This is a genomic window from Streptomyces thermoalcalitolerans, from assembly GCF_039525155.1.
Classification (GTDB): Bacteria; Actinomycetota; Actinomycetes; order Streptomycetales; family Streptomycetaceae; genus Streptomyces; species Streptomyces thermovulgaris.
This window is the reverse complement of record NZ_BAAAHG010000008.1, coordinates 50,539-70,017: the sequence shown is the minus strand read 5'-3', so window position 1 is coordinate 70,017 and position 19,479 is coordinate 50,539. Positions and strand designations below refer to the sequence as shown.

18 protein-coding genes are annotated in these 19,479 nt (G+C 70.9%); 16 read left to right on the top strand and 2 right to left on the bottom strand.

The annotated features are described in order from the left end of the window. The first annotated feature begins 93 nt into the window (after positions 1 to 93). The 5 genes from leuS (at position 94) to ABD224_RS07480 (ending at position 8,872) form a co-directional block, all read left to right on the top strand. Complete coding sequence (gene leuS, locus ABD224_RS07500; RefSeq protein ID WP_344048189.1) at positions 94 to 2,967, top strand: leucine--tRNA ligase; 2,874 nt, start codon at positions 94 to 96, stop codon at positions 2,965 to 2,967. 156 nt (positions 2,968 to 3,123) lie between these two features. Further along, a complete protein-coding gene (locus ABD224_RS07495; protein ID WP_344048187.1) occupies positions 3,124 to 3,855 on the top strand; it encodes a hypothetical protein in 732 nt (243 codons plus the stop codon). Between the two features lie 137 nt (positions 3,856 to 3,992). After that, positions 3,993 to 4,838 (top strand): DegV family protein, encoded by an 846-nt coding sequence (locus ABD224_RS07490; protein ID WP_344048185.1) that lies wholly within the window; start codon positions 3,993 to 3,995, stop codon positions 4,836 to 4,838. A 162-nt stretch (positions 4,839 to 5,000) separates the two neighbouring features. Beyond that, on the top strand, positions 5,001 to 6,245 hold the full coding sequence (locus ABD224_RS07485) for a ComEA family DNA-binding protein (protein ID WP_344048183.1): 1,245 nt from the start codon (positions 5,001 to 5,003) through the stop codon (positions 6,243 to 6,245). 59 nt (positions 6,246 to 6,304) lie between these two features. Then, entirely contained in the window at positions 6,305 to 8,872 is a 2,568-nt protein-coding gene (locus ABD224_RS07480; protein ID WP_344048303.1) for a ComEC/Rec2 family competence protein, read from the top strand. 141 nt (positions 8,873 to 9,013) lie between these two features. Here the strand turns inward: ABD224_RS07480 and ABD224_RS07475 are convergent, their stop codons facing one another. After that, positions 9,014 to 9,565, bottom strand: a complete 552-nt coding sequence (locus ABD224_RS07475; RefSeq protein WP_344048181.1) for a flavoprotein — start codon at positions 9,563 to 9,565, stop codon at positions 9,014 to 9,016. 293 nt (positions 9,566 to 9,858) lie between these two features. On the opposite strand from ABD224_RS07475, the gene ABD224_RS07470 reads away from it, so the two are divergent. Continuing rightward, on the top strand, positions 9,859 to 11,064 hold the full coding sequence (locus ABD224_RS07470) for a helix-turn-helix domain-containing protein (protein WP_344048179.1): 1,206 nt from the start codon (positions 9,859 to 9,861) through the stop codon (positions 11,062 to 11,064). Positions 11,065 to 11,152: 88 nt separating this feature from the next. Here the strand turns inward: ABD224_RS07470 and ABD224_RS07465 are convergent, their stop codons facing one another. Continuing rightward, on the bottom strand, positions 11,153 to 11,644 hold the full coding sequence (locus ABD224_RS07465) for a hypothetical protein (RefSeq protein ID WP_344048177.1): 492 nt from the start codon (positions 11,642 to 11,644) through the stop codon (positions 11,153 to 11,155). A gap of 225 nt (positions 11,645 to 11,869) precedes the next feature. On the opposite strand from ABD224_RS07465, the gene ABD224_RS07460 reads away from it, so the two are divergent. The 10 genes from ABD224_RS07460 (at position 11,870) to ABD224_RS07415 (ending at position 19,450) form a co-directional block, all read left to right on the top strand. Further along, positions 11,870 to 12,511: an HAD family hydrolase gene (locus ABD224_RS07460; protein WP_344048175.1), complete on the top strand. Its 642-nt coding sequence runs from the start codon at positions 11,870 to 11,872 to the stop codon at positions 12,509 to 12,511. A gap of 273 nt (positions 12,512 to 12,784) precedes the next feature. Further along, positions 12,785 to 14,011, top strand: coding sequence for a helix-turn-helix domain-containing protein (locus ABD224_RS07455; protein ID WP_067389950.1), 1,227 nt, complete (start codon positions 12,785 to 12,787; stop codon positions 14,009 to 14,011). A gap of 221 nt (positions 14,012 to 14,232) precedes the next feature. After that, positions 14,233 to 14,544 (top strand): DUF6415 family natural product biosynthesis protein, encoded by a 312-nt coding sequence (locus tag ABD224_RS07450; protein ID WP_344048171.1) that lies wholly within the window; start codon positions 14,233 to 14,235, stop codon positions 14,542 to 14,544. Continuing rightward, complete coding sequence (locus tag ABD224_RS07445) at positions 14,541 to 14,747, top strand: hypothetical protein (protein WP_245863097.1); 207 nt, start codon at positions 14,541 to 14,543, stop codon at positions 14,745 to 14,747. Before ABD224_RS07450 ends, ABD224_RS07445 begins: the two co-directional genes overlap by 4 nt. A gap of 227 nt (positions 14,748 to 14,974) precedes the next feature. Beyond that, positions 14,975 to 15,304 (top strand): putative ATP-grasp-modified RiPP, encoded by a 330-nt coding sequence (gene tgmA, locus ABD224_RS29425; RefSeq protein WP_425580932.1) that lies wholly within the window; start codon positions 14,975 to 14,977, stop codon positions 15,302 to 15,304. Further along, a complete protein-coding gene (gene tgmB, locus ABD224_RS07435) occupies positions 15,301 to 16,251 on the top strand; it encodes an ATP-grasp ribosomal peptide maturase (RefSeq protein ID WP_344048163.1) in 951 nt (316 codons plus the stop codon). The genes tgmA and tgmB overlap by 4 nt, the downstream gene beginning before the upstream one ends. Before the next feature lie 8 nt (positions 16,252 to 16,259). Further along, positions 16,260 to 17,375: an ATP-grasp peptide maturase system methyltransferase gene (tgmC, locus tag ABD224_RS07430; protein ID WP_425580935.1), complete on the top strand. Its 1,116-nt coding sequence runs from the start codon at positions 16,260 to 16,262 to the stop codon at positions 17,373 to 17,375. 153 nt (positions 17,376 to 17,528) lie between these two features. After that, positions 17,529 to 18,101 carry a class IV adenylate cyclase gene (cyaB, locus tag ABD224_RS07425; protein ID WP_344048159.1) on the top strand — a complete coding sequence of 191 codons (573 nt, stop codon included), beginning with the start codon at positions 17,529 to 17,531 and terminating at the stop codon, positions 18,099 to 18,101. Between the two features lie 257 nt (positions 18,102 to 18,358). Continuing rightward, positions 18,359 to 19,171 (top strand): arylamine N-acetyltransferase family protein, encoded by an 813-nt coding sequence (locus ABD224_RS07420; protein ID WP_344048157.1) that lies wholly within the window; start codon positions 18,359 to 18,361, stop codon positions 19,169 to 19,171. A 33-nt stretch (positions 19,172 to 19,204) separates the two neighbouring features. Beyond that, complete coding sequence (locus ABD224_RS07415) at positions 19,205 to 19,450, top strand: hypothetical protein (RefSeq protein ID WP_344048155.1); 246 nt, start codon at positions 19,205 to 19,207, stop codon at positions 19,448 to 19,450. Positions 19,451 to 19,479 lie beyond the last annotated feature (29 nt).

Below are 19,479 nucleotides of genomic sequence, written 5' to 3'. Positions count from 1 at the left end.
GCATCGGCGCGGCGTCCCCTCCTGTGCGAGGGGATTTTTCATTTCCGAAAGTCGCAGCCGCGGGCAGAGACGATCGATGGAGCTTTGAGGATCATGAGCGAGACGAACCCCGCTGCCCCCTCCCAGGCGGTAGCACCGCACCGCTACACGGCCGCCCTGGCGGCCGAGATCGAGGCACGCTGGCAGGACTTCTGGGATGCCGAGGGCACCTACGCCGCGCCGAACCCCAAGGGTGACCTGGCCGGGGACCCCGAGATGGTCGCCAGGCCCAAGAAGTTCATCATGGACATGTTCCCGTACCCCTCCGGTGCGGGACTGCACGTCGGCCACCCCCTGGGCTACATCGCCACCGACGTCTACGCCCGGTTCCAGCGGATGACCGGCCACAACGTCCTGCACACCCTGGGCTTCGACGCCTTCGGCCTGCCCGCCGAGCAGTACGCCGTGCAGACCGGCACGCACCCGCGGGTGTCCACCGAGGCCAACATCGAGAACATGAAGGCCCAGCTGCGCCGGCTGGGCCTGGGCCACGACAGGCGCCGGTCGTTCGCCACGATCGACCCGGACTACTACAAGTGGACCCAGTGGATCTTCCTGCAGATCTTCAACTCCTGGTACGACGAGGAGGCGAGGAAGGCCCGCCCGATCTCCCAGCTGATCGCCCAGTTCGAGTCCGGCGAGCGGGCCGTGCCGGGGCACACGCGCGCGTGGCACGAGCTGAGCAACGTCGAGCGCGCCGAGGTCCTGGACCAGTTCCGCCTGGCCTACGCCTCCGACGCGCCCGTCAACTGGTGTCCCGGCCTGGGCACCGTGCTGGCCAATGAGGAGGTCACCGCCGAGGGCCGCTCCGAGCGCGGCAACTTCCCGGTCTTCAAGGCCAAGCTGCGCCAGTGGAACATGCGCATCACCGCCTACGCCGACCGGCTGCTGGAGGACCTGGAGGAGCTGGACTGGCCCGAGGCCATCAAGCTGCAGCAGCGCAACTGGATCGGCCGCTCCGAGGGCTCCCGCGTCGACTTCCCGATCGACGGCGAGCACATCACGGTCTTCACCACCCGCCCGGACACCCTGTTCGGCGCCACCTACATGGTGCTGGCGCCCGAGCACCCGCTGGTGGAGAAGTTCACCCCGGCCGCCTGGCCCGAGGGCACGCGCGAGGCATGGACCGGCGGCCATGCCACCCCCGCCGAGGCCGTCGCCGCCTACCGCGCGCAGGCCGCCGCCAAGTCCGACGTCGAGCGCCAGGCCGAGGCCAAGGACAAGACCGGTGTCTTCACCGGCGCGTTCGCGACCAACCCGGTCAACGGCGAGCGGATCCCGGTCTTCATCGCCGACTACGTCCTGATGGGGTACGGCACCGGCGCGATCATGGCCGTTCCGGCGCACGACTCCCGCGACTTCTCCTTCGCCCGCGCCTTCGAGCTGCCGATGCGCTGCGTCGTGGAGCCGAACGACGGCCGGGGCACGGACCCGTCCACCTGGGACGACGCCTTCGTCTCGTACGACGCGAAGGTCATCAACTCCGCCGGCGACGACGTGACGCTGGACGGACTGAGCGTCACCGAGGCCAAGGCGCGCATCACCGAGTGGCTGGAGCGCAAGGGCATCGGCGAAGGCACCGTCAACTACCGCCTGCGCGACTGGCTGTTCAGCCGCCAGCGCTACTGGGGCGAGCCCTTCCCGATCGTCTACGACGAGGACGGCGTCGCCCACGCGCTGCCCGAGTCGATGCTGCCGCTGGAGCTGCCCGAGGTCGAGGACTACTCGCCGCGCACCTTCGACCCCGACGACGCCGACACCCAGCCCGAGACCCCGCTGTCGCGCAACGAGGACTGGGTCAACGTCACCCTGGACCTGGGCGACGGGCCGAAGAAGTACCGCCGCGAGACCAACACCATGCCCAACTGGGCCGGCTCCTGCTGGTACGAGCTGCGCTACCTGGACCCGCACAACAGCGAGCGGCTGGTCGACCCGGAGATCGAGCGCTACTGGATGGGGCCGCGCGAGGGCATGCCGCACGGCGGCGTCGACCTGTACGTCGGCGGCGCCGAGCACGCCGTGCTGCACCTGCTGTACGCGCGCTTCTGGTCCAAGGTCCTGTACGACCTGGGACACATCTCCTCCGCGGAGCCGTTCCACAAGCTGTTCAACCAGGGCATGATCCAGGCCTACGTCTACCGGGACAGCCGCGGCATCGCGGTGCCGGCCGCCGAGGTGGAGGAGCGCGACGGCGCCTACTACTACCAGGGCGAGAAGGTCTCCCGGGCGCTGGGCAAGATGGGCAAGTCCCTGAAGAACGCCGTCACCCCGGACGAGATCTGCGCCGAGTACGGGGCCGACACGCTGCGCCTGTACGAGATGGCCATGGGACCGCTGGACGTCTCCCGGCCGTGGGACACGCGCGCGGTGGTGGGCCAGTTCCGGCTGCTGCAGCGGCTGTGGCGCAACATCGTCGACGAGACCACCGGCGAGGTCACCGTCGTCGACACCGAACCCGACGAGGCGACGCTGCGCGCCCTGCACAAGGCGATCGACGGCGTGCGCCAGGACCTGGAGGGCCTGCGCTTCAACACCGCCATCGCCAAGATCACCGAGCTGAACAACCACCTGACCAAGGCGGGCGGCCCGGTGCCGCGCTCCGTCGCCGAGCCGCTGGTGCTGATGATCGCGCCGCTGGCCCCGCACATCGCCGAGGAGCTGTGGCACCGGCTGGGCCACACCGACTCCGTCGTCCACCAGGACTTCCCCGTCGCCGACCCGGCGTACGTCGTGGACGAGACCGTGACCTGCGTCGTCCAGGTCAAGGGCAAGGTCAAGGCACGCCTGGAGGTCTCCCCGTCCATCACGGAGGAGGAGCTGGAGAAGATCGCGCTGGCCGACGGGAAGGTCGTCGAGGCGCTCGGCGGCGCGGACGTCCGCAAGGTGATCGTCCGGGCACCGAAGCTGGTCAACATCGTGCCGGCGTAATCGCGTGAGCCCCCGGGAATGAGCATCTCGGGGTGGTCCCTTACGGGCAGGTTCGGGGTTCGTCCGGAACCCGGGACCTGCCCGTAGCGTTTACCGTGGAGAGGCGGTGCAAGCAGGCCGTACGACCCGTGCCGCCGCAGCCGGAGGAGGAGAGCCGTGGAAGTCGTCGTCACCGTCTTCGCCCTGCTCTTCGTGCTCTTCCTGGCACTCGGCGTCTACGCCACGGTGAAGGTGGTCGGCGCCGCCAAGCGCGGTGTGGACCGCACCCTCACCCAGGCCCGCCGCGCGGTCGAGGACCACACCCTGAGGGCCAAGTCCTTCGCCCAGCCCGGACCGGCGGGCGAACTGGCCCAGCTCCGGCTCGGCCTGCGCACCTCGATGCGCGCCACGCAGGACGCCCTGCACGCGGGCGTGCGCGAGGACTCCTCCCTCAAGGAGTCCCTCGCCCTGTTCGAGCGCCTCAGCGCGCTCGGGCACGAGCTGGACGACGAGCTCAGGCGCCTGGAGGGCGAGCCGGACCGCGCGAGGCTCGCCGAACGGCTCCCCGCCCTGCGCGAGCGCGTCCGGCGCATCACGGAGTCGGCCGACTCCCTGCGCTGGGCCGCCCGCGACCGCGCCCACCGCTTCGCCGACGACGAGCTGGAGGCACTGAGGGCCCAGATCGATCTGGAGGCCGGTGCGCTGCGCCACTGGACCAGGGACGAGCCGCAGCAGACCGCGTCCGGGTCCTGGCCCGAGCCCCCGGCCGCCGAAGCGGCCCCGCAGACCTGGGCCGAGGAGCCGCGGCAGACCTCCGGGCAGGAGACGACCCGCCCCGCCATCACCCCGCCGGGACCTCGCCCCACCTACCCCTGGCAGAAGAAGGCCCGCCCCGAGAGCACGACGTGAGCACATGCCCGGCCGGCCGCACACGATCCGCCGGACGGCCGTACATGACCCGCCGGGACCTCTCCGGGACCTGCTGAGACCCGCTGAGGACGGAGCCGGGCTGCCCTCGGGGCGCCACGACAGGTAACCTCCAGCTCATGTCCCGCCATGTCGCGATCGTCACCGATTCAACGGCCTATCTGCCGCCACGGACGATGGAGCGCCACGGCATCACAGCGGTCCCGCTGACCGTGGTTCTCGGCGACCAGGCGCTCGAAGAGGGCACCGAGATCTCGACGCGTTCCCTCGCCCAGGCGCTGCAGAAGCGGCGCCCCGTCACCACCTCGCGCCCCAGCCCCGAGCTGTTCGCCGCGACCTACCGCAGGGTCGCGGAGTCCGGCGCGAGCGGCATCGTCTCCCTGCACCTGTCCGCGGAGCTCTCCGGCACCTACGACGCCGCGGTGCTCGCCGCACGCGAGGCACCGGTGCCGGTGCAGGTGGTGGACACCAGGATGATCGCGATGGCGCTCGGCTTCTGCGCCCTGGCCGCGGCCGAGGCCGCCGAGGCCGGCGGCACGCTGGACGAGGCGGTCGCGGCCGCGGAGAAGCGTGCGGCGGGCACCTCCGCGTTCTTCTACGTCGACACGCTCGACTATCTGCGCCGTGGCGGCCGTATCGGTGCCGCGCAGGCGCTGTTCGGTTCCGCGCTCGCGGTGAAACCGCTGCTGCAGCTGCAGGACGGCCGCATCGAACCGCTGGAGAAGGTCCGCACCGCCTCGAGGGCGATCGCCCGGCTGGAGGAGATCGTGGCCGAGCGCGCGGGCGGCGCCGACGTGGACATCGCCGTCCACCACCTCGCCGCCCCCGACCGGGCGTCGGCCCTCGCGGACCGGCTGCGCACCCGGCTGCCCAACCTGGCCGACCTGCACGTCAGCGAGGTCGGCGCGGTGATCGGCGCGCACACCGGGCCGGGGTTGCTGGGAGTCGTGGTCTCGCTCCGGTAGCCGAGACGGCGCGGACCGGTCGTCCGCGGACGGCGCGGGCCGGCCGTCCGGGCGGCGGACGAATCGGCCGTCCGAGTGACGGAGTTGTCCACAACCAGCGGGTAATCCCCGGGAATCAAGCAAGATCATCGCGAGGGTGCCGGAGTGCCCGATGCTCCTCGCATGGCACTGCGATCACGCTCACACATCTCCGCGGCGACCAGCGGCCCGGGCCGCGCTCCGGCCTCGGACGGCCGGGCCCGTCACCGCCGTCGGCCGGCCCGCCGGGCCTCGGCCGAGGAACTGCGCCGACGCGCACGGTCCCTCCTCGCCGAACACGCCGTCCGGACGGAGGAACCGGGGACCGGGCCCCCGGAAACCGCCAAGCTGCCGGCCAACGGCCCCCACCAGACGCCGCCGCTCCGGCCCGGCCGCCCCAAACCGTCCTGGGCCGCCCCGGACGCGGACGTGGAACCGGACCGGACCGGCCACCCGGCGGCCGAGCCCCACGCACCGCCGAACGGACCCCACTGGACCGGCACCACCACCGGGTCCGGGGCCGTCGGACACCGCCTTTCGAGCCGGGGCACGGCGGTTGACACGGTGACGACGGAACCGGCTGGACCGGCCGGCACGGAGCCGGAACCGGCCGCCGGGGCCGGTGCGGGCCGTCCCGTGGCCGTGCCGCACTGGCGGCGACGGGTCGCGGAGGCGGTGCGGGAGCGGATGCCGCTGTGGCTGCAGACGCGGTGCGGGCTGGAGCGCAGGAACGTGGTGGCCCTCACGGTGCTGCTCGCCCTTGCCGCGGTGCTCGCCGCGCAGCACTTCTGGACCGGCCGCACCCAGACCGTCCAAGCGCCCGAGCTGGTGCGGGCCGTGGCCCCCCGTCAGGGACAGACGGAGGGAGCAGGGGGAGCAGAGGGAACGGAGGCAAAGGGCGCTGCCGCAGCGGCACCGTTCACTGCACCGGGTGCCCCTGCCCCGGCCGGTGCGGAGATCGTGGTGGACGTCAGCGGCAAGGTCCGGCGCCCCGGAATCCACCGCCTGCCGGCCGGATCGCGGGTCGCCGACGCGCTGCGGGCGGCCGGCGGGGTGCGTCCCGGCACCAGCCTCGACGGCCTCAACCAGGCCCGCTTTCTCGTGGACGGCGAACAGATCGTCGTCGGCGCCCCGGCCCCGGCGGCGGGACCGGCCCCGCCGGACACGGGCACCACCGGTACGGCGGGCGCTCCCACGGCCCCGGTCTCCCTCAACACCGCCACCGTGGACCAGTTGCAGACGCTTCCCGGCGTCGGCCCCGTGCTGGCCCGCCGCATCATCGACTACCGCACACGGCACGGCGGCTTCCGTTCGGTGGACCAGCTGCGTGAGGTCAACGGCATCGGCGAGCGCCGCTTCGCCGACCTGCGCAACCTGGTCGGCCCGTGAACCGGAGTTCCGGCGACCCGCGAGGGCCCGCGGCTCTCGAGCACCCCGCTCGCCCGGCGGTGCACGCCGCCTCCGGCAAGCGGCTCGGAGCCTCCCACCCCCGGCAGGAGGGACCGGCGGACCTCCGGCTCGTCCCGCCCGCGCTTGCGGCCTGGGCGACGGCCGCACTCGCCCTGGACGCCCCCACGGGCTGGGTGACCGGCTTCGCGATCGTCTGCCTCGCCGCAGCCGCCGTCCTCCTCCTCGGCCGCCGGCGCCGAGGGCACGGACGGACACCCGCCCCTCCTGCCGGAGGGATCCGGGCTCCTGTCGGAGGGCCCTGGGCACGTGCCTCTGTCGCCGCCGTACTGCTCGCCTCCGCCGCTGCCGCCCTCGTCGCCGGGCTGCACGGCGCGGACGTACGGCGCGGCCCGGTGCCCGCCCTGGCACGGCAGTACGCCACAGTGACCGCCGAGGTGGAGCTGACGTCCGACCCCCGTCCCGCCCGCCCCCGGGTCCACGGCGGCCGCATGCCGCCCCCTTCCGTCCTGATCGACGCCGAGGTGCGACGCGTCGAGCGGGCAGGGGGAGGGACAGCGGCCGTGACGACCCGGGCTCCGGTACTGCTCCTCGTCAACACCGGCACGCAGCAGCCGGGCCCTGCCGAGAGCACCTCGGGAGGAGAGCGACGTGCGTCGGCCGACCCGACGCGGCACTCGCCCTGGCTCGGCCTGCTGCCGTCCACGCGGCTGAGGGTGACCGCGCGGCTGACGCCCCCGCTGACAGGCGGCGACCGGATCGCGGCGGTGCTGCGGATCCGGGACCGTGCGCCCCCCGAGGTGGTGGCGCAGCCGTCCGGCCCGCAGCGGCTGGCCGGACGGCTGCGGGCGGGACTGAGAGAGGCCACCGACGGCCTGCCGGCGGACGCGCGGGCGCTGCTGCCGGGCCTGGTCGTCGGGGACACCTCACGGATCACTCCCGAGCTGGACGAGGCGTTCAAGGCGACGGACCTCGCCCACACCCTGGCCGTCTCCGGGAGCAATCTCACGATCCTTCTCGCCCTGCTCGTCGGGCCGCCCGGCCTGGCCCAGTACGCCGAGCGCGGGGGCCTCGCACCACGGCTCGGCCTCACGCTGCGCGGCACCGCGCTGACCGGCGCGGTGCTCACCCTGGGATTCGTCGTCCTGTGCCGGCCCGACCCGAGCGTGCTGCGGGCCGCGGCCTGCGGGTCCGTGGCGCTGCTCGCCCTCGCGACCGGACGCCGCAGATCGCTGCTGCCCGCCCTGGCGACCGCCGTGCTGCTGCTGGTGCTGTACGACCCATGGCTGTCCCGCAGCTACGGCTTCCTGCTGTCGGTGCTGGCCACCGGCGCCCTGCTCACGCTCGCGCCCCGCTGGAGCGCGGCGCTGCGACGGCGCCGGGTGCCCGCCCGCCTGGCCGAGGCGCTGGCCGCGGCGGCCGCCGCGCAGGCGCTGTGCGCGCCGGTCGTGGCCGTGCCGTCGGCCCGGGTGAGTCTGGTCGCGGTGCCGTGCAACCTCCTCGCGGAGGCCGCGATCGCACCCGCGACGGTGCTGGGCTTCATGGCACTGGCGACGGCACCGGTCGCCATGCCGGTGGCGAAGGCGCTCGCCTGGTGCGCGAGCTGGCCGACCGGATGGCTCGCCAAGGTGGCCCGGACGGGGGCGGCCCAGCCCGGCGGGGGAGTGGACTGGCCGGGCAGCTGGACCGGGGCACTGCTGCTGGGCCTGGTCACGGTGGCGGCCTTGCTGGCGGGCCGGTGGCTGCTCAAACGCCCCTGGCTCTGCGCGGTCTGCGGGGTCCTCCTGCTGCTGGTGATCGTGCAGCCGCCGCCGCTGACCCGGGTGATCACCGGCTGGCCGCCGCCGGGCTGGCGGTTCGCGATGTGCGACGTGGGGCAGGGCGATGCGACGGTGCTCGCGGCGGGCCGGGACGCCGGTGTGGTCGTGGACGCCGGGCCCGACGCGACGCTGGTGGACCGCTGTCTGCGCCTGCTCGGCGTCACCAGAGTCCCGCTGGTCGTGCTGACCCACTTCCACGCCGACCACGTGGCCGGCCTGCGCGGTGTCCTGCGGGGACGCGCGGTGGGCGCGATCGCGACGACCGGGTACGAGGAACCGGCGCAGCAGGCCGAGTTCGTCCGGAGGGAGGCGGCCGACCACGGCATTCCGCTCACCCGTGCCGTCGCCGGGGAGGAACGCGGCATCGGTGGGCTGACCTGGCAGGTGCTGTGGCCGCCACCGCCTCCGGCACCGGACCCGGAAGGCCCCAACGACGCCAGCGTGACCCTGCTCGTCCGCTCCGGCGGACTGCGGATGCTGCTCCTCGGCGACCTCGAACCCCCGGCCCAGCAGCGGCTGCTGCACTCCCCGGCGGGCATGCGACTGGCGGACGTGGACGTGCTGAAAGTCGCCCACCACGGCTCGGCGTACCAGAGCCCGGAGCTGTTACGGCTGGCGGCCCCGCGCGTGGCGCTGATCTCCTGCGGCGCGGACAACCCCTACGGGCATCCGTCCCCCACCACCGTCGCCGCCCTCCGCGCCCAGGGCGCGGTGGTGCTGCGCACGGACCGCGACGGAGCCCTCGCGGTGACGGGGGAGGGCGCGGAGCTACGGGTGGCGCGAGGCTGAGGGCACGGGTGCGGTACGGGCTGACGCCCGTCTTCGCCGCACTGGAGCCGGGCCTCGATCCTCGCCCACCACGGACACCTTGCGGGAGTCACACCTGGGGAGGGCGGTGGCCCACCCCTGCCGCCTTCGGGCAGCAGGGGCTCACGTCCGCCCAGCGGCGTCCTGTGCTGCGTCAAGGAGCAGATGCCAGGGGTACTCCTTCGGCTTTCCTTGGCCCGGCTGGTTCGGGACGAAGCCGTCCTCCCCGTACAGGACTCGTACGCCCATGTCGCGCAGCTCGGCAATGCTGCGCTCGAACTGGCGGTGCTGGACGTATGCGGCGTTGACGCACGGCATCGTCACCATGGGAATGTTCTTGCCGATGCCCTCGGCGACGACACCGACCACGAAGTCCCGGGTGATGCCGAGCGCCCATGCGTTGACCGTGTTGAAGGTGGCCGGCGCGACAGCGATGACGTCCGCCTTCGGCCACACGTCCGGCTCGCCCGGCATCTTGTACTCGCTGCGCACGGGATGCCCGGTCAGCTGTTCCAGCTCGGTGATCTGCGGGGCGAGCCAGCGGGCGGCCGTAGGGGTGAGCCCGAGGCACACGTCGAAGCCGCGGGCCTGCGCATCCCGAATGACCGATGCCACGTCGAAGACGGGTGGTGCAGCGGAGCCGAACAGGTAGAGCACACCGGAAGTCGTCGCCATGCGTTCCATCCGATCACACGTAACCACCTTCACTTGAGGGGGAGTTTGAGGTGAAAGGAGGGGCACCCGGCCATGGTGGTTAAGAGCCGTTGAGAGGGTAGGGCCGCTCCGGTGTCCCAAAGGCTTGTGCTTTCCGGCGTCGTGGCGCGTTGTGGTTGCTCCACCGCCGTATGCCCGACTGTGTCCTGCACTGCGGACGGCGACGCCCGATCGTGGGAGATGAGGGGCCGAACGCTGCGCTCCAGACCGAGCCGGGGGTACCTTCGAGGTTCCGAGACTCGGGGGATTCCGTCATGCCGTACACAGGCGACACAGCAGGAGAGCGGATCGGGCGGCGTATTGCCGAGGTGCGCAAGGCGCGCGGCCTGACACAGCTTCAGCTCGCTCAGCGCATCCCCTGCTCCAAGAGCCTCATCGCCCAGGTCGAACGAGGTCACAAGCCGGCCACGCCGTCGCTCACCGCCGGTGCTGCTCGCGCACTGCATGTGCGGCTGGAGCAGCTGACCGGGCAGCCGTACGAGGGCCCGCAGCGGGGCCGGGTGTACGGGACCATCCCGGACATTCAGGCGGCGATGCTGTCATGGGACCTGCCGGACGAGGATTTACCGGTGCGGTCGTACGACGACCTGGCAGCCGACGTTGCGCGAGCGTCCGCTCTGGGCCGGAAAGCCAAGTACGCCAAGCTGGGGCTCATGCTGCCGCCGCTGCTGGATGAGTTGTCGACGGCCTGCCACGCCGCCGACGGCCTCGAGCGGGAACGGCTGTTCGGCCTGCTGTCGGAGGCGTACACCGGGGTCACGGCGATCGCCTACGCGGTGGGGCTGTTCGACTTGCGGTCGCAGGCGATGGACCGGGTGCAGTGGGCGGCACGTGAATCCGGTGATCCGCTGCGCGTCGCCCGTACCCAGTGGCAGCGTTCCACCCTGTTCCTGAAAGCCGCCGCCTACAACCGGGGTGTGCGGCTGCTGGACCGGGTCCGCCACGACGTGGGCGAGGACATCACCCGCATGGACGCGCCGACGCTGAGTGTGCACGGTGCTGTGCATCTGCGGTCCGCGATGTTCGCCGCACGTGCCGGGAACAAGCCGACCGCCCGCGCGCACCTGGACGCCGCTGCCGACGCCGCTCGGCTGCTGGGCAAGGACGCCAACCATTACGGCCTGGAATTCGGGCCGACCAACGTGGCCATGCACCGCCTCGGTGTCGCCGTGGAGACGTACGACGGGCCGGAAGTCGTCCGCTGCGCGGAACACACGCGGCTGCCTGCGAACGTGGCCCCGGTACGGGCCGGCCGCTGGTACATGGACCTGGCCAGAGGCTGGCTGGACTACGGCAACCGGGACAAGGCGCTGGCAGCGCTCCAAGCTGCTCGCCGGGTGGCACCCGAGCAGACCCGGAACCACCCTCAAGTGCGGGAAACCGTACAGACGCTGATCCACAAGGAGCGGTACAGCAAGGAATCCTTGACGGGTTTCGCCGCGTGGATCGGCCTGTCCTGACGCAGGTTTCACAAACAGTGAAAATTGCGTCACACGCTTGTCTGGTAGGCGGATTCTCGGAAACCGCCCCGTCTTTCCTGCGTGCGGCTCAGCTTCGGCGTGCTGCTCCCTCGGGCCACACCACGTCGACCGGCATACCGGTCTTGCGTGCGGCAAGGACGGTATCGGCGGTGCCGCCACCCTTGCCGGACGGCGGCTCGCCGTTCCATACGGCGACAAGGCGTTCGGCACGCTGGAGAAGTGTGTTGTTGGCGTCCTCGTACGCCGATCGATTCGCGGTCTCGTGCTTCAGCACCACAACTTCGTCAGCGGCCTTGACCAGTCGGTCGAACGTCTCGGTGTGCTCCGGCTTCACCTTGGCTTGCCGGTAGTTCTTCGAAGGGATCACCGCGACCAGTCGACCACCGAGTTCCAGCACGACATCGGCGAACAAGGAGTCGGATCCTTCGGCGATGCAGGAGACACCGACCAGATTTCCTTCTGCGGCGTAAGGCTTGAGCTTTTCCCGCAGGGCGTCGCGGACCAATGGCACGCTGTCTTCGGTCAGGTCCATGTGCCCTGTCACGGCGATCGTGGTCACGGTTCTCCCTCAGCTCGACAGAAGGTCGCGGATCATTGTGCGCGCGCTGTGACGTGCCTTCAGGCATTCCGGCCGACCGGTGTACCGGTACGGCCGACTGAGCTGTGTACGGACGCAGGCGGACCGGGTTCGAGTGGCAGGGGCTCGCCTCCGCCCGGCGGCGTTCTGCTGCGGCCAGGGCCGGACGCACCCGGTGGCAGCGCTGCGGCTCCTAGGCTCCCAGGCGTGATTGAGACCATCGTGTTCGATGTCGGCGAGACGATCACTCGGGACGACCGGTACTGGGCGTCCTGGGCCGACTGGCTGGACATCCCCCGACACACCCTGTCCGCGCTCGTGGGGGCCGTCGTCGCCCGGGGGCAGGACAATGCCGAAGCCCTGCGTCTGGTGCGACCGGGCATCGACCTCGCTGCCGAGTACCACGCTCGCGAAGCCGCCGGCCGTGGGGAGGACCTGGACGAGAGCGACCTGTACGACGACGTCCGTCCGGCCCTCACTGCGCTGCGCAGGCAGGGCATACGCGTGATCATCGCGGGGAATCAGACCCGTCGTGCCGGGGAGCTGCTGCGTGCCCTGAACCTCCCGGCGGATCTCGTTGTCACCTCGGGGGAGTGGGGCGTTGCGAAGCCGCAGCCGGAGTTCTTCCATCGGGTGAGGGAGGTGGCGCAGGCGGTCCCGAGCGCGACCCTGTATGTCGGCGACCACCCGGCCAACGACGTGTTCCCGGCGAAGGCGGCGGGGCTGCGTGCGGCGCATATCCGCCGTGGTCCTTGGGGACACCTGTGGGCGGACGCTCCTGATGTCGTGACGGCAGCGGACTGGCGGATCAGCAGCCTCACCGAGCTTGTCGGCATTGTCGACGGCTGAAGGCTCGCGCCTTCGGGCATTGGTGCATTGCGATCGCTCCACCGCCTCGCCGGTGCCCTCCTCGAGGGTCCGGCACTTCCTGGGGCGGTGGCCGGCCCATGTCTTCTTTCTCCCAGGGGGAAGTGGTGCCGCTGCCCCTGCCGTCTTGCGAGCAGCGGGGGCCTTGTCGTGCGTGTATGGCAACAGCCCCGCCGGTGGGGCGAGGGCTGTTGCGAGAGTTCCCTGGCTTGACCCGGGTACCGTTCTGAGTGTCGAGTCCAGAACGGAGCCGTTATGCCCGTACACACTGATGACCCGATCCCCCCGACGTTCGGGCAGCGCGTCAAGCGGGCCCGTGAACGCGCCGGGCTCACGCGCCCGGTTCTTGGCGGGCAGGTCGGCAGATCCGCCGAATGGGTCAAGGCACTTGAGAACGGGCGCTTCCAAATGCCGCGCCTGCCGATGCTGCTGAAGCTCGCCGACGTCCTCGGTGTGGAAGACCTGTCCGAACTCACGGGCGATGAGCGACTGTCGTCTGCTACGTACGGCAAAGCTGCGCACACGGCGCTGTCCGCCGTGAAGGCCGCGCTGACCAGCTACCGCTTCAACAGCAGCGACGAGGAACCGGAGAGCGCTGATGCGCTGGCCGCACGCGTGCGGCAGGCCTGGCAGATGTGGCACGGCTTCGGTGACCACCGCACACGCATCGCGATACTGCTGCCGGACCTGCTCGCCGACTGCCAGTACGCCGCCCGGGCTCTGGAGGGTAAAGCGCGCCGCCGCGCCCTGGTCGCTCTCGCGCAGACCTATCACCTCGCCCAGCTGTACCTCAGCTTTCAGCCGGCGCCCGAGCTGGTGATGCTGACCGGCGACCGGTCCATGACCGCCGCGCAGGACGCCGACGACCCGCACGCGATCGCGGCGGCCGCCTGGTACATGAACCATGTCTTCCGGGATGCCGGTGAGCGGCACGAAGCCCGTGTCGATCTCGCGATGAAGGCCGCGGACCTGCTCGACCGTGAGCGTGGTCCGGAAGACCTGGCCCTGTGGGGGCTGTTGCATCTGGCCGCAGCCTTGTCATACGCGAAGGTCGGACGGCGTGGAGATGCCGAACGCTACTGGGACCGGGCCAGTGAGGCCGCGAAGCGACTCGGTGACGGCTACGCACACGAGTGGTTGATCTTCGGTAAGGACATGGTCGACGCGTACGCGATCACCATGTACACGGACCTCGTACGGTCCGGGCCGGCTGTCGAGGTGGCGAAGCGCATCGATCTCGCGCCGATGCGCTCAGCGACGCGCCGCAGCTTCCACCTCGTGGAATCGGCGCGCGCCTGTCACCTCCAGGGCGAGGACGTCGCCGTCGTGCACCTGTTGAAGAAGGCGTACAAGGAGAGCCCGGAGACCGTTCGCTTCAACCTGTTCACCCGCTCCGCGGTGGTGGAACTCGCCACCGGCAACAACACGATGATTCGTGACGACGCCCAGCAACTCGCCCGCAATCTCGGTATCCCTGCGTAATCAGAAAGGTACAAGCTGTACCCCTCTGCAAGGGGGTACGGCTTGTACCCCTCTGAGTGCTCTGACGCTCCTAGCGTCTATGGCTACGACAAGACCCCGGCGACCGCTGACACGGTCCCGGGGCATGGCCAACGCTGCGAAGGAGCGTCGACATGAAAAACGGTACTGCCCCACCACCCGTCAGCGAAGAGCAGAGCAGTCTCCCGCCGGACGTTGAGACAATGCGTGCCACCGTTCGCCGGCTGCTCGCCGACGACGCCGAGCCGCCCAGCCCGGAGGAGCTGGAGACGCTGACGCTGCTGCTGCGCGGACATTTGATGGTCGTCATTCCCGCGGTGGAGAGTGTGGCCGGCCGTCTGCCGGAGGGCGACGCGCTGTGCGCCTGCGTCAAGGCGTGCATCGAGGAGGCTCGGGTGCGGCTGTGCCGGGAGCCCGGCTGGACGTTGCCCGCAGGCATCGCGCATGCGCGGCTCCTGGCCCGCTCCGTCGACGCGCTCGCCGACCACTACGAGAGCATCGGCGGCCACCGGTGACCGCCGCGGTGCGTGTGTGCCAGGCCTGCGGCGAGGACATCGCCGACCCGGACGACGCCGTCTACCTGGGGCATAAGGAAGCCGCTTCCGGACCCGGCTGGGAGATCTGGGCGCACCGTGCGCACATCGAGCAGGTGCGGCCGGATCCGGTGGCGGAGCGGATCCTGGCCCGAGTCCTGATCGCGCGGGCTCTTCAGCCGTGAAAGCCGTCGTCGGGCTGGTCGCCTACGTGGTGGTCGTGACCGGCCCTGTCCTCGCCGTGGTGCTGGCGCGGACCCCGCACTGACACAAGCACCCCCATGGCGACCTCAGGGTCAGGGTCGCATCTCTTGACTGCCCGTCCCGTCGGAGGACCGCAAGTCTCCGGCGGGACGGGTCCCACAGATCTCGCTTCCGGGAACCCCGAACCTCGGCAGGTCCGGTCCTGGGGGTGGGTTCATCCCAGCGCACGAGAGAGGAAGATCCGTTGTTCGTTCACTCCGATCGATTCCCGGTCTCATCGCCGCTTCCGTCCGGCGTACCCACCCCCGTTCCGTGGGGTGTCAGCCGTATGGCTCCCTACCCGACGACGGCTCCCGACCACGCGCGCGTCGAACTCGACCCGGACACCCAGACCGCCGTCTTCTTCGACAAGGACGACCAGGTCATGGAGATGGGCAAGCACAACACCAGCACCGGCACCAGCCCGGCCACGGGCACCAGCCCGGACGGCAACGGCACCACGCAGGACAGCGACACGGGAAGTGACAGCGACCAGTGAGTGAGCCGCGTCCGGTGCTGGTCGTCACCAGCCTGCACGACCCCACCGCCGACGTGGTGATCCGCGAGCTGCACGACCGGGGTGTCCCGGTCGTGCGGCTCGACTCCGGGGATTTCCCCGCATCACTGTCGGTGGAGGCAGAGATCACCTCGAGCGGCTTACGAGGCCGCCTCCGTACTCCCTCCCGCACGGCCGATCTGGCCGGTGTTCGCTCCCTGTACTACCGCAGGCCGACCGGGTTCGCGTTCCCTCATCTCGACGAGCAGGACGCCCGGTACGCCGTCACCCAGGCCCGGTACGGGCTCGGCGGTGCGCTGGCCTCGTTGCCCGGCTGCCTGTACGTCAACCATCCCCACCGCATCGGAGACGCAGAGTTCAAGCCCTCCGGCCCGGTGGCTGCGGTGAGCGCGGGCTTCCTGGTCCCGCCCACGCTCATCACCTCCAGCCCCGACGCAGCACGAGCCTTCATCAAGCAGCACGGCTCGGTCATCTACAAGCCGCTGTACAACCCCGTGTACCGGATCGACGGTGTCTCGTCAGTCGTCAAGATCGCCGAAGTGGCGGTCGAGGACATCGACGACGGCGTGGCCGGGACGGCGCACCTGTTCCAGCAGCGTGTGGAGAAGACCTCGGACGTGCGGGTCACTGTCATCGGCGACCAGGTCTTCGCCGTCCGTATCGACTCGGACCTGCTGGACTGGCGCACCGACTACAGCCGTCTGCGCTACAGCGTCGACACACCGCCGCCGGGCGTCACCGAGGCTCTGCACGCATACCTGTCCCACTTCGGTCTCGTCTTCGGTGCTTTCGATTTCGCCGTTGACCGTGCGGGGCGATGGTGGTTCCTCGAGTGCAATCCCTCGGGCCAGTGGTACTGGCTGGAGGACGAGACCGGCCTGCCGATGCTCGCGGCCATGGCCGACCTCCTGGAAAGGAAGAGCCGCTGATGACCGTCATGGACTCCGCCGCCCTGCGCCGGGAGCTGGCCGGCCGCCTTGCCGCAGGCGGTTCTCTGCGCACCGAGCCATGGCGGAAGGCCGTCGAAGCCGTGCCCCGGCACGAGTTCTTGCGCGGTGGCTTCTTCGTGCGTTCCGCACCGGATGCCTGGCGGCCGGTCCTGGCCGACGCCGACGGCTGGCTGGAGCGCTGCTACGCCGACGAGTCCCTGGTCACCCAGATCGCGGGCACCATCGTTCCCGGTGACATTCGTGGTGAGATTCTGCGTGAGCCCACCTCCTCCAGCACGCTGCCGAGCCTGGTCGTGCGGATGCTGGAGGACCTCCAGGTGGAGGACGGCGACCGAGTGCTGGAGATCGGCACCGGCACGGGCTACTCCACGGGTCTGCTGTGTCACCGGCTCGGGGACGACCTGGTCACGTCGGTGGAAGTGGACGCCGAGGTGTCCCGCCGGGCCGGCACTGCTCTGGTGGCCTGCGGCTACTTCCCGGAGCTGGTGGTCGGCGACGGTCTGGCCGGGCACAAGGACGGCGCCCCGTACGACCGGCTGGTCGCCACCTGTGGTGTGCGACAGCTGCCGTACTCCTGGATCGAGCAGACCAAGCCGGGCGGTGTCATCCTCGCCACGGTGGGCGGCTGGATGCATGCCTCCGAACTGGCCCGGTTGACCGTCGGTGACGACGGCGAGGCCCGCGGCCGGCTCCTCGGGGGACAGGTCTCCTTCATGCCGGCCCGACCGCAGATGCCGCCGCCGCTCGGGACGCTCCCCGACCTGGAGTCCGGCCAGGAGAGGGTGGCCCGGCTCGGTCCCGAGGTCCTGGACGCCTGGGACGCACGGTTCGTGGCCCAGCTGGCGGCCCCGCACGCGCAGCGCCTCTCCCTGACGCTCGCCGACAAGACCCAGCACGTCCTGATCGACGTGGAGGCGGGCGCCTGGGCGGCCCTGGTCCTGGACGGCGAACACCGGACCGTCCGTCAGGGCGGGCCTGTACAGCTGTGGGACCAGGTCGAGGAGCACCTGTTGCGCTGGCAGGCAGACGGCTCTCCGGCCCTGACCCGCTTCGAAATCCTCGTCACCCCCGAGGGACAGCACTTCACTTGGCCGAAGGGCTGATGTGATGCGCAGGGGTCGGGCGTCTGCAACTGGTATCTGCGTCACGCGTTGCCAACCTGCTCAGGGACACCGAGGAGATGCACTGCCTTCAGCAGTGGTGCAGCAAGAGCAGCCTGGCCCGCGTGTATGCGGCCATCAACTCGGGAGGATGACGTGACCCGGCCGATCGAGGTCGAACGCAAGCGGCAGCTGGCCGACGACGGCGAGGCGCTGACGCAGATGCTGGACCGCCTCGGCTGGGTGCCGGATCCGACTGTGACCGAGGTGGACACCTACTACAGCCGTCCGGACGTCGACTACATGCAGACCGTGGAGTGCCTGCGGGTGCGGCAGCGCGGCGACTTCGCCGAGATCACCTACAAGCCGCCGTCCACCGAGGCCACGCACAGTGCTGACGACGTGATCTCCAAGCCGGAGACGAATGTCCACCTGATGCCGGGCAATGCCTGCCGTGCCGAGCAGCTGCTGGAGAACATCGGCATGCGGCGCCTGGTTCGTGTGGAGAAGCACCGCACTGTCTACCGGCACAGGTCGCACCCCGACGTCACGGTGAGTGTCGACACAGTGGTCGGTGTCGGTGTCTTCGTGGAGACCGAAGTGCTCAGCGCGGACGCCGACGCGGCAGCGCGAATCGTCTCGGAGACCGAGACCCGGCGCGGTGTGTCGGACTGCCCCGTCGTCGACCTGCCGTACCGGGACCTGGCTCTGCGTCACGCACCTGCGTGACGACCGGACCGGCCCCGTTCGTCCGTCCCCCCGTGGCGGATGAGCGGGGCCTTGGCGTGCTCAGAGGCAAGCCGATGGGGCGGGGTGCGGATGGCGAGTACGGCCCCATTCGAGGGAGGGCGTTGGAGCAAGAGGGCAGCCCGTCGCCGCCCTTGCCCTGCGTGTGCGGGCGTGGCGGTGCTGTGCACGGACCGGGACGGGGCGTTCGTGGTGACCCGAGTGGGTTGTGGGGCTGTGGAGGGCGCGAGACTGGGGGCATGGATGCCGTACGGGTCGACGCCTATCTTCGCCGCATCGGGGCCGAGCGCCCGGCCTCGCCCACCACCGACGCCCTGCGGGAGCTGCATCTGCGGCACCTGGGGACCGTGCCCTTCGAAAATCTGTCCATCCATCTCGGCCAGGAGATCGTGCTGGAGGACGAGCGGCTGGTGGCCAAGGTGGTGGACGAGCACCGGGGCGGGTTCTGCTACGAGCTCAACGGGGCGTTCGCAGCGCTGCTGGAGGCGCTGGGGTTCGACGTCATGCTGCTCGCGGCGCGGACGTACGGGCCGGAGGGGCGGCTGGGCATCCCGTACGACCATCTCGCGCTGCGGGTGCGGACGGTGGACGGGGGTGACTGGCTGACCGACGTGGGCTTCGGGGCATTCAGCCACTTCCCGCTGGCGTTCGGGGAGCGGGGTGAACAGGTCGATCCGGGCGGCACCTTCAGGATCGTCGAGGCGGAGGCCGGCGATCTGGACGTCCTCCGGGAGGGGCAGCCCCAGTACCGGCTGGAGGTGCGGCCCCGGGCGCTCGCCGACTTCCTGGCCGGGGTCTGGTGGCACAGCACCTCGCCCACCTCGTACTTCACGCGGTCGCTGGTGTGCTCGCGGCTCACCGAGGACGGCGGACGGATCACCCTCAGCGGGCGCACGCTGACCACGACGGGGGCGGACGGGAAGCGCGAGGTGCGGGACCTGGACTCGGACGAGGAGGTGCTCGCGGTGTACCGGGAGCGGTTCGGGATCGAGCTCGGCGAGGTCCCGGTCGTGCGGGCCCCCAAGGGAGGCTCCGGGGAAGGGAGCGGCTGAGGAGGGCCGGGCCGGGTGCTCGAGAATGTCGGTGTGAGCGATGTGAGACACGTGCTGGTGCTGCCCGACCGGGAGGCCGCGGAGGAGGTGGCCGATGCCCTCGGGGAGCGGTTCGCCCTCGACGAGGAACCGAGGACCGTCCGCGACGAGCTGGCCGGGGAGGACGACGCCGAGGACGCGCAGTGGCTGGTCCTTCTGCGGGACGAGGCGGGCCGGCTCGATCCGCAGGAGCTGGACGCCTTCGTGGGGGAGTGGGAGGGCTGGCGGGAGGAGCCGTAGTCCGCACAGGGAAGCTTCGCAGTTCCCAC

What these genes read in the sequence shown, in the direction of transcription:
- ABD224_RS07470 (WP_344048179.1), top strand. Translation starts at nt 9,859, where the DNA reads ATGCCGTACACAGGCGACACAGCAGGAGAGCGGATCGGGCGGCGTATT.
- leuS (WP_344048189.1), top strand. Translation starts at nt 94, where the DNA reads ATGAGCGAGACGAACCCCGCTGCCCCCTCCCAGGCGGTAGCACCGCAC.
- ABD224_RS07475 (WP_344048181.1), bottom strand. Translation starts at nt 9,565, where the DNA reads ATGGCGACGACTTCCGGTGTGCTCTACCTGTTCGGCTCCGCTGCACCA.
- ABD224_RS07485 (WP_344048183.1), top strand. Translation starts at nt 5,001, where the DNA reads ATGGCACTGCGATCACGCTCACACATCTCCGCGGCGACCAGCGGCCCG.
- ABD224_RS07490 (WP_344048185.1), top strand. Translation starts at nt 3,993, where the DNA reads ATGTCCCGCCATGTCGCGATCGTCACCGATTCAACGGCCTATCTGCCG.
- tgmC (WP_425580935.1), top strand. Translation starts at nt 16,260, where the DNA reads ATGGACTCCGCCGCCCTGCGCCGGGAGCTGGCCGGCCGCCTTGCCGCA.
- ABD224_RS07450 (WP_344048171.1), top strand. Translation starts at nt 14,233, where the DNA reads ATGCGTGCCACCGTTCGCCGGCTGCTCGCCGACGACGCCGAGCCGCCC.
- ABD224_RS07420 (WP_344048157.1), top strand. Translation starts at nt 18,359, where the DNA reads ATGGATGCCGTACGGGTCGACGCCTATCTTCGCCGCATCGGGGCCGAG.
- ABD224_RS07455 (WP_067389950.1), top strand. Translation starts at nt 12,785, where the DNA reads ATGCCCGTACACACTGATGACCCGATCCCCCCGACGTTCGGGCAGCGC.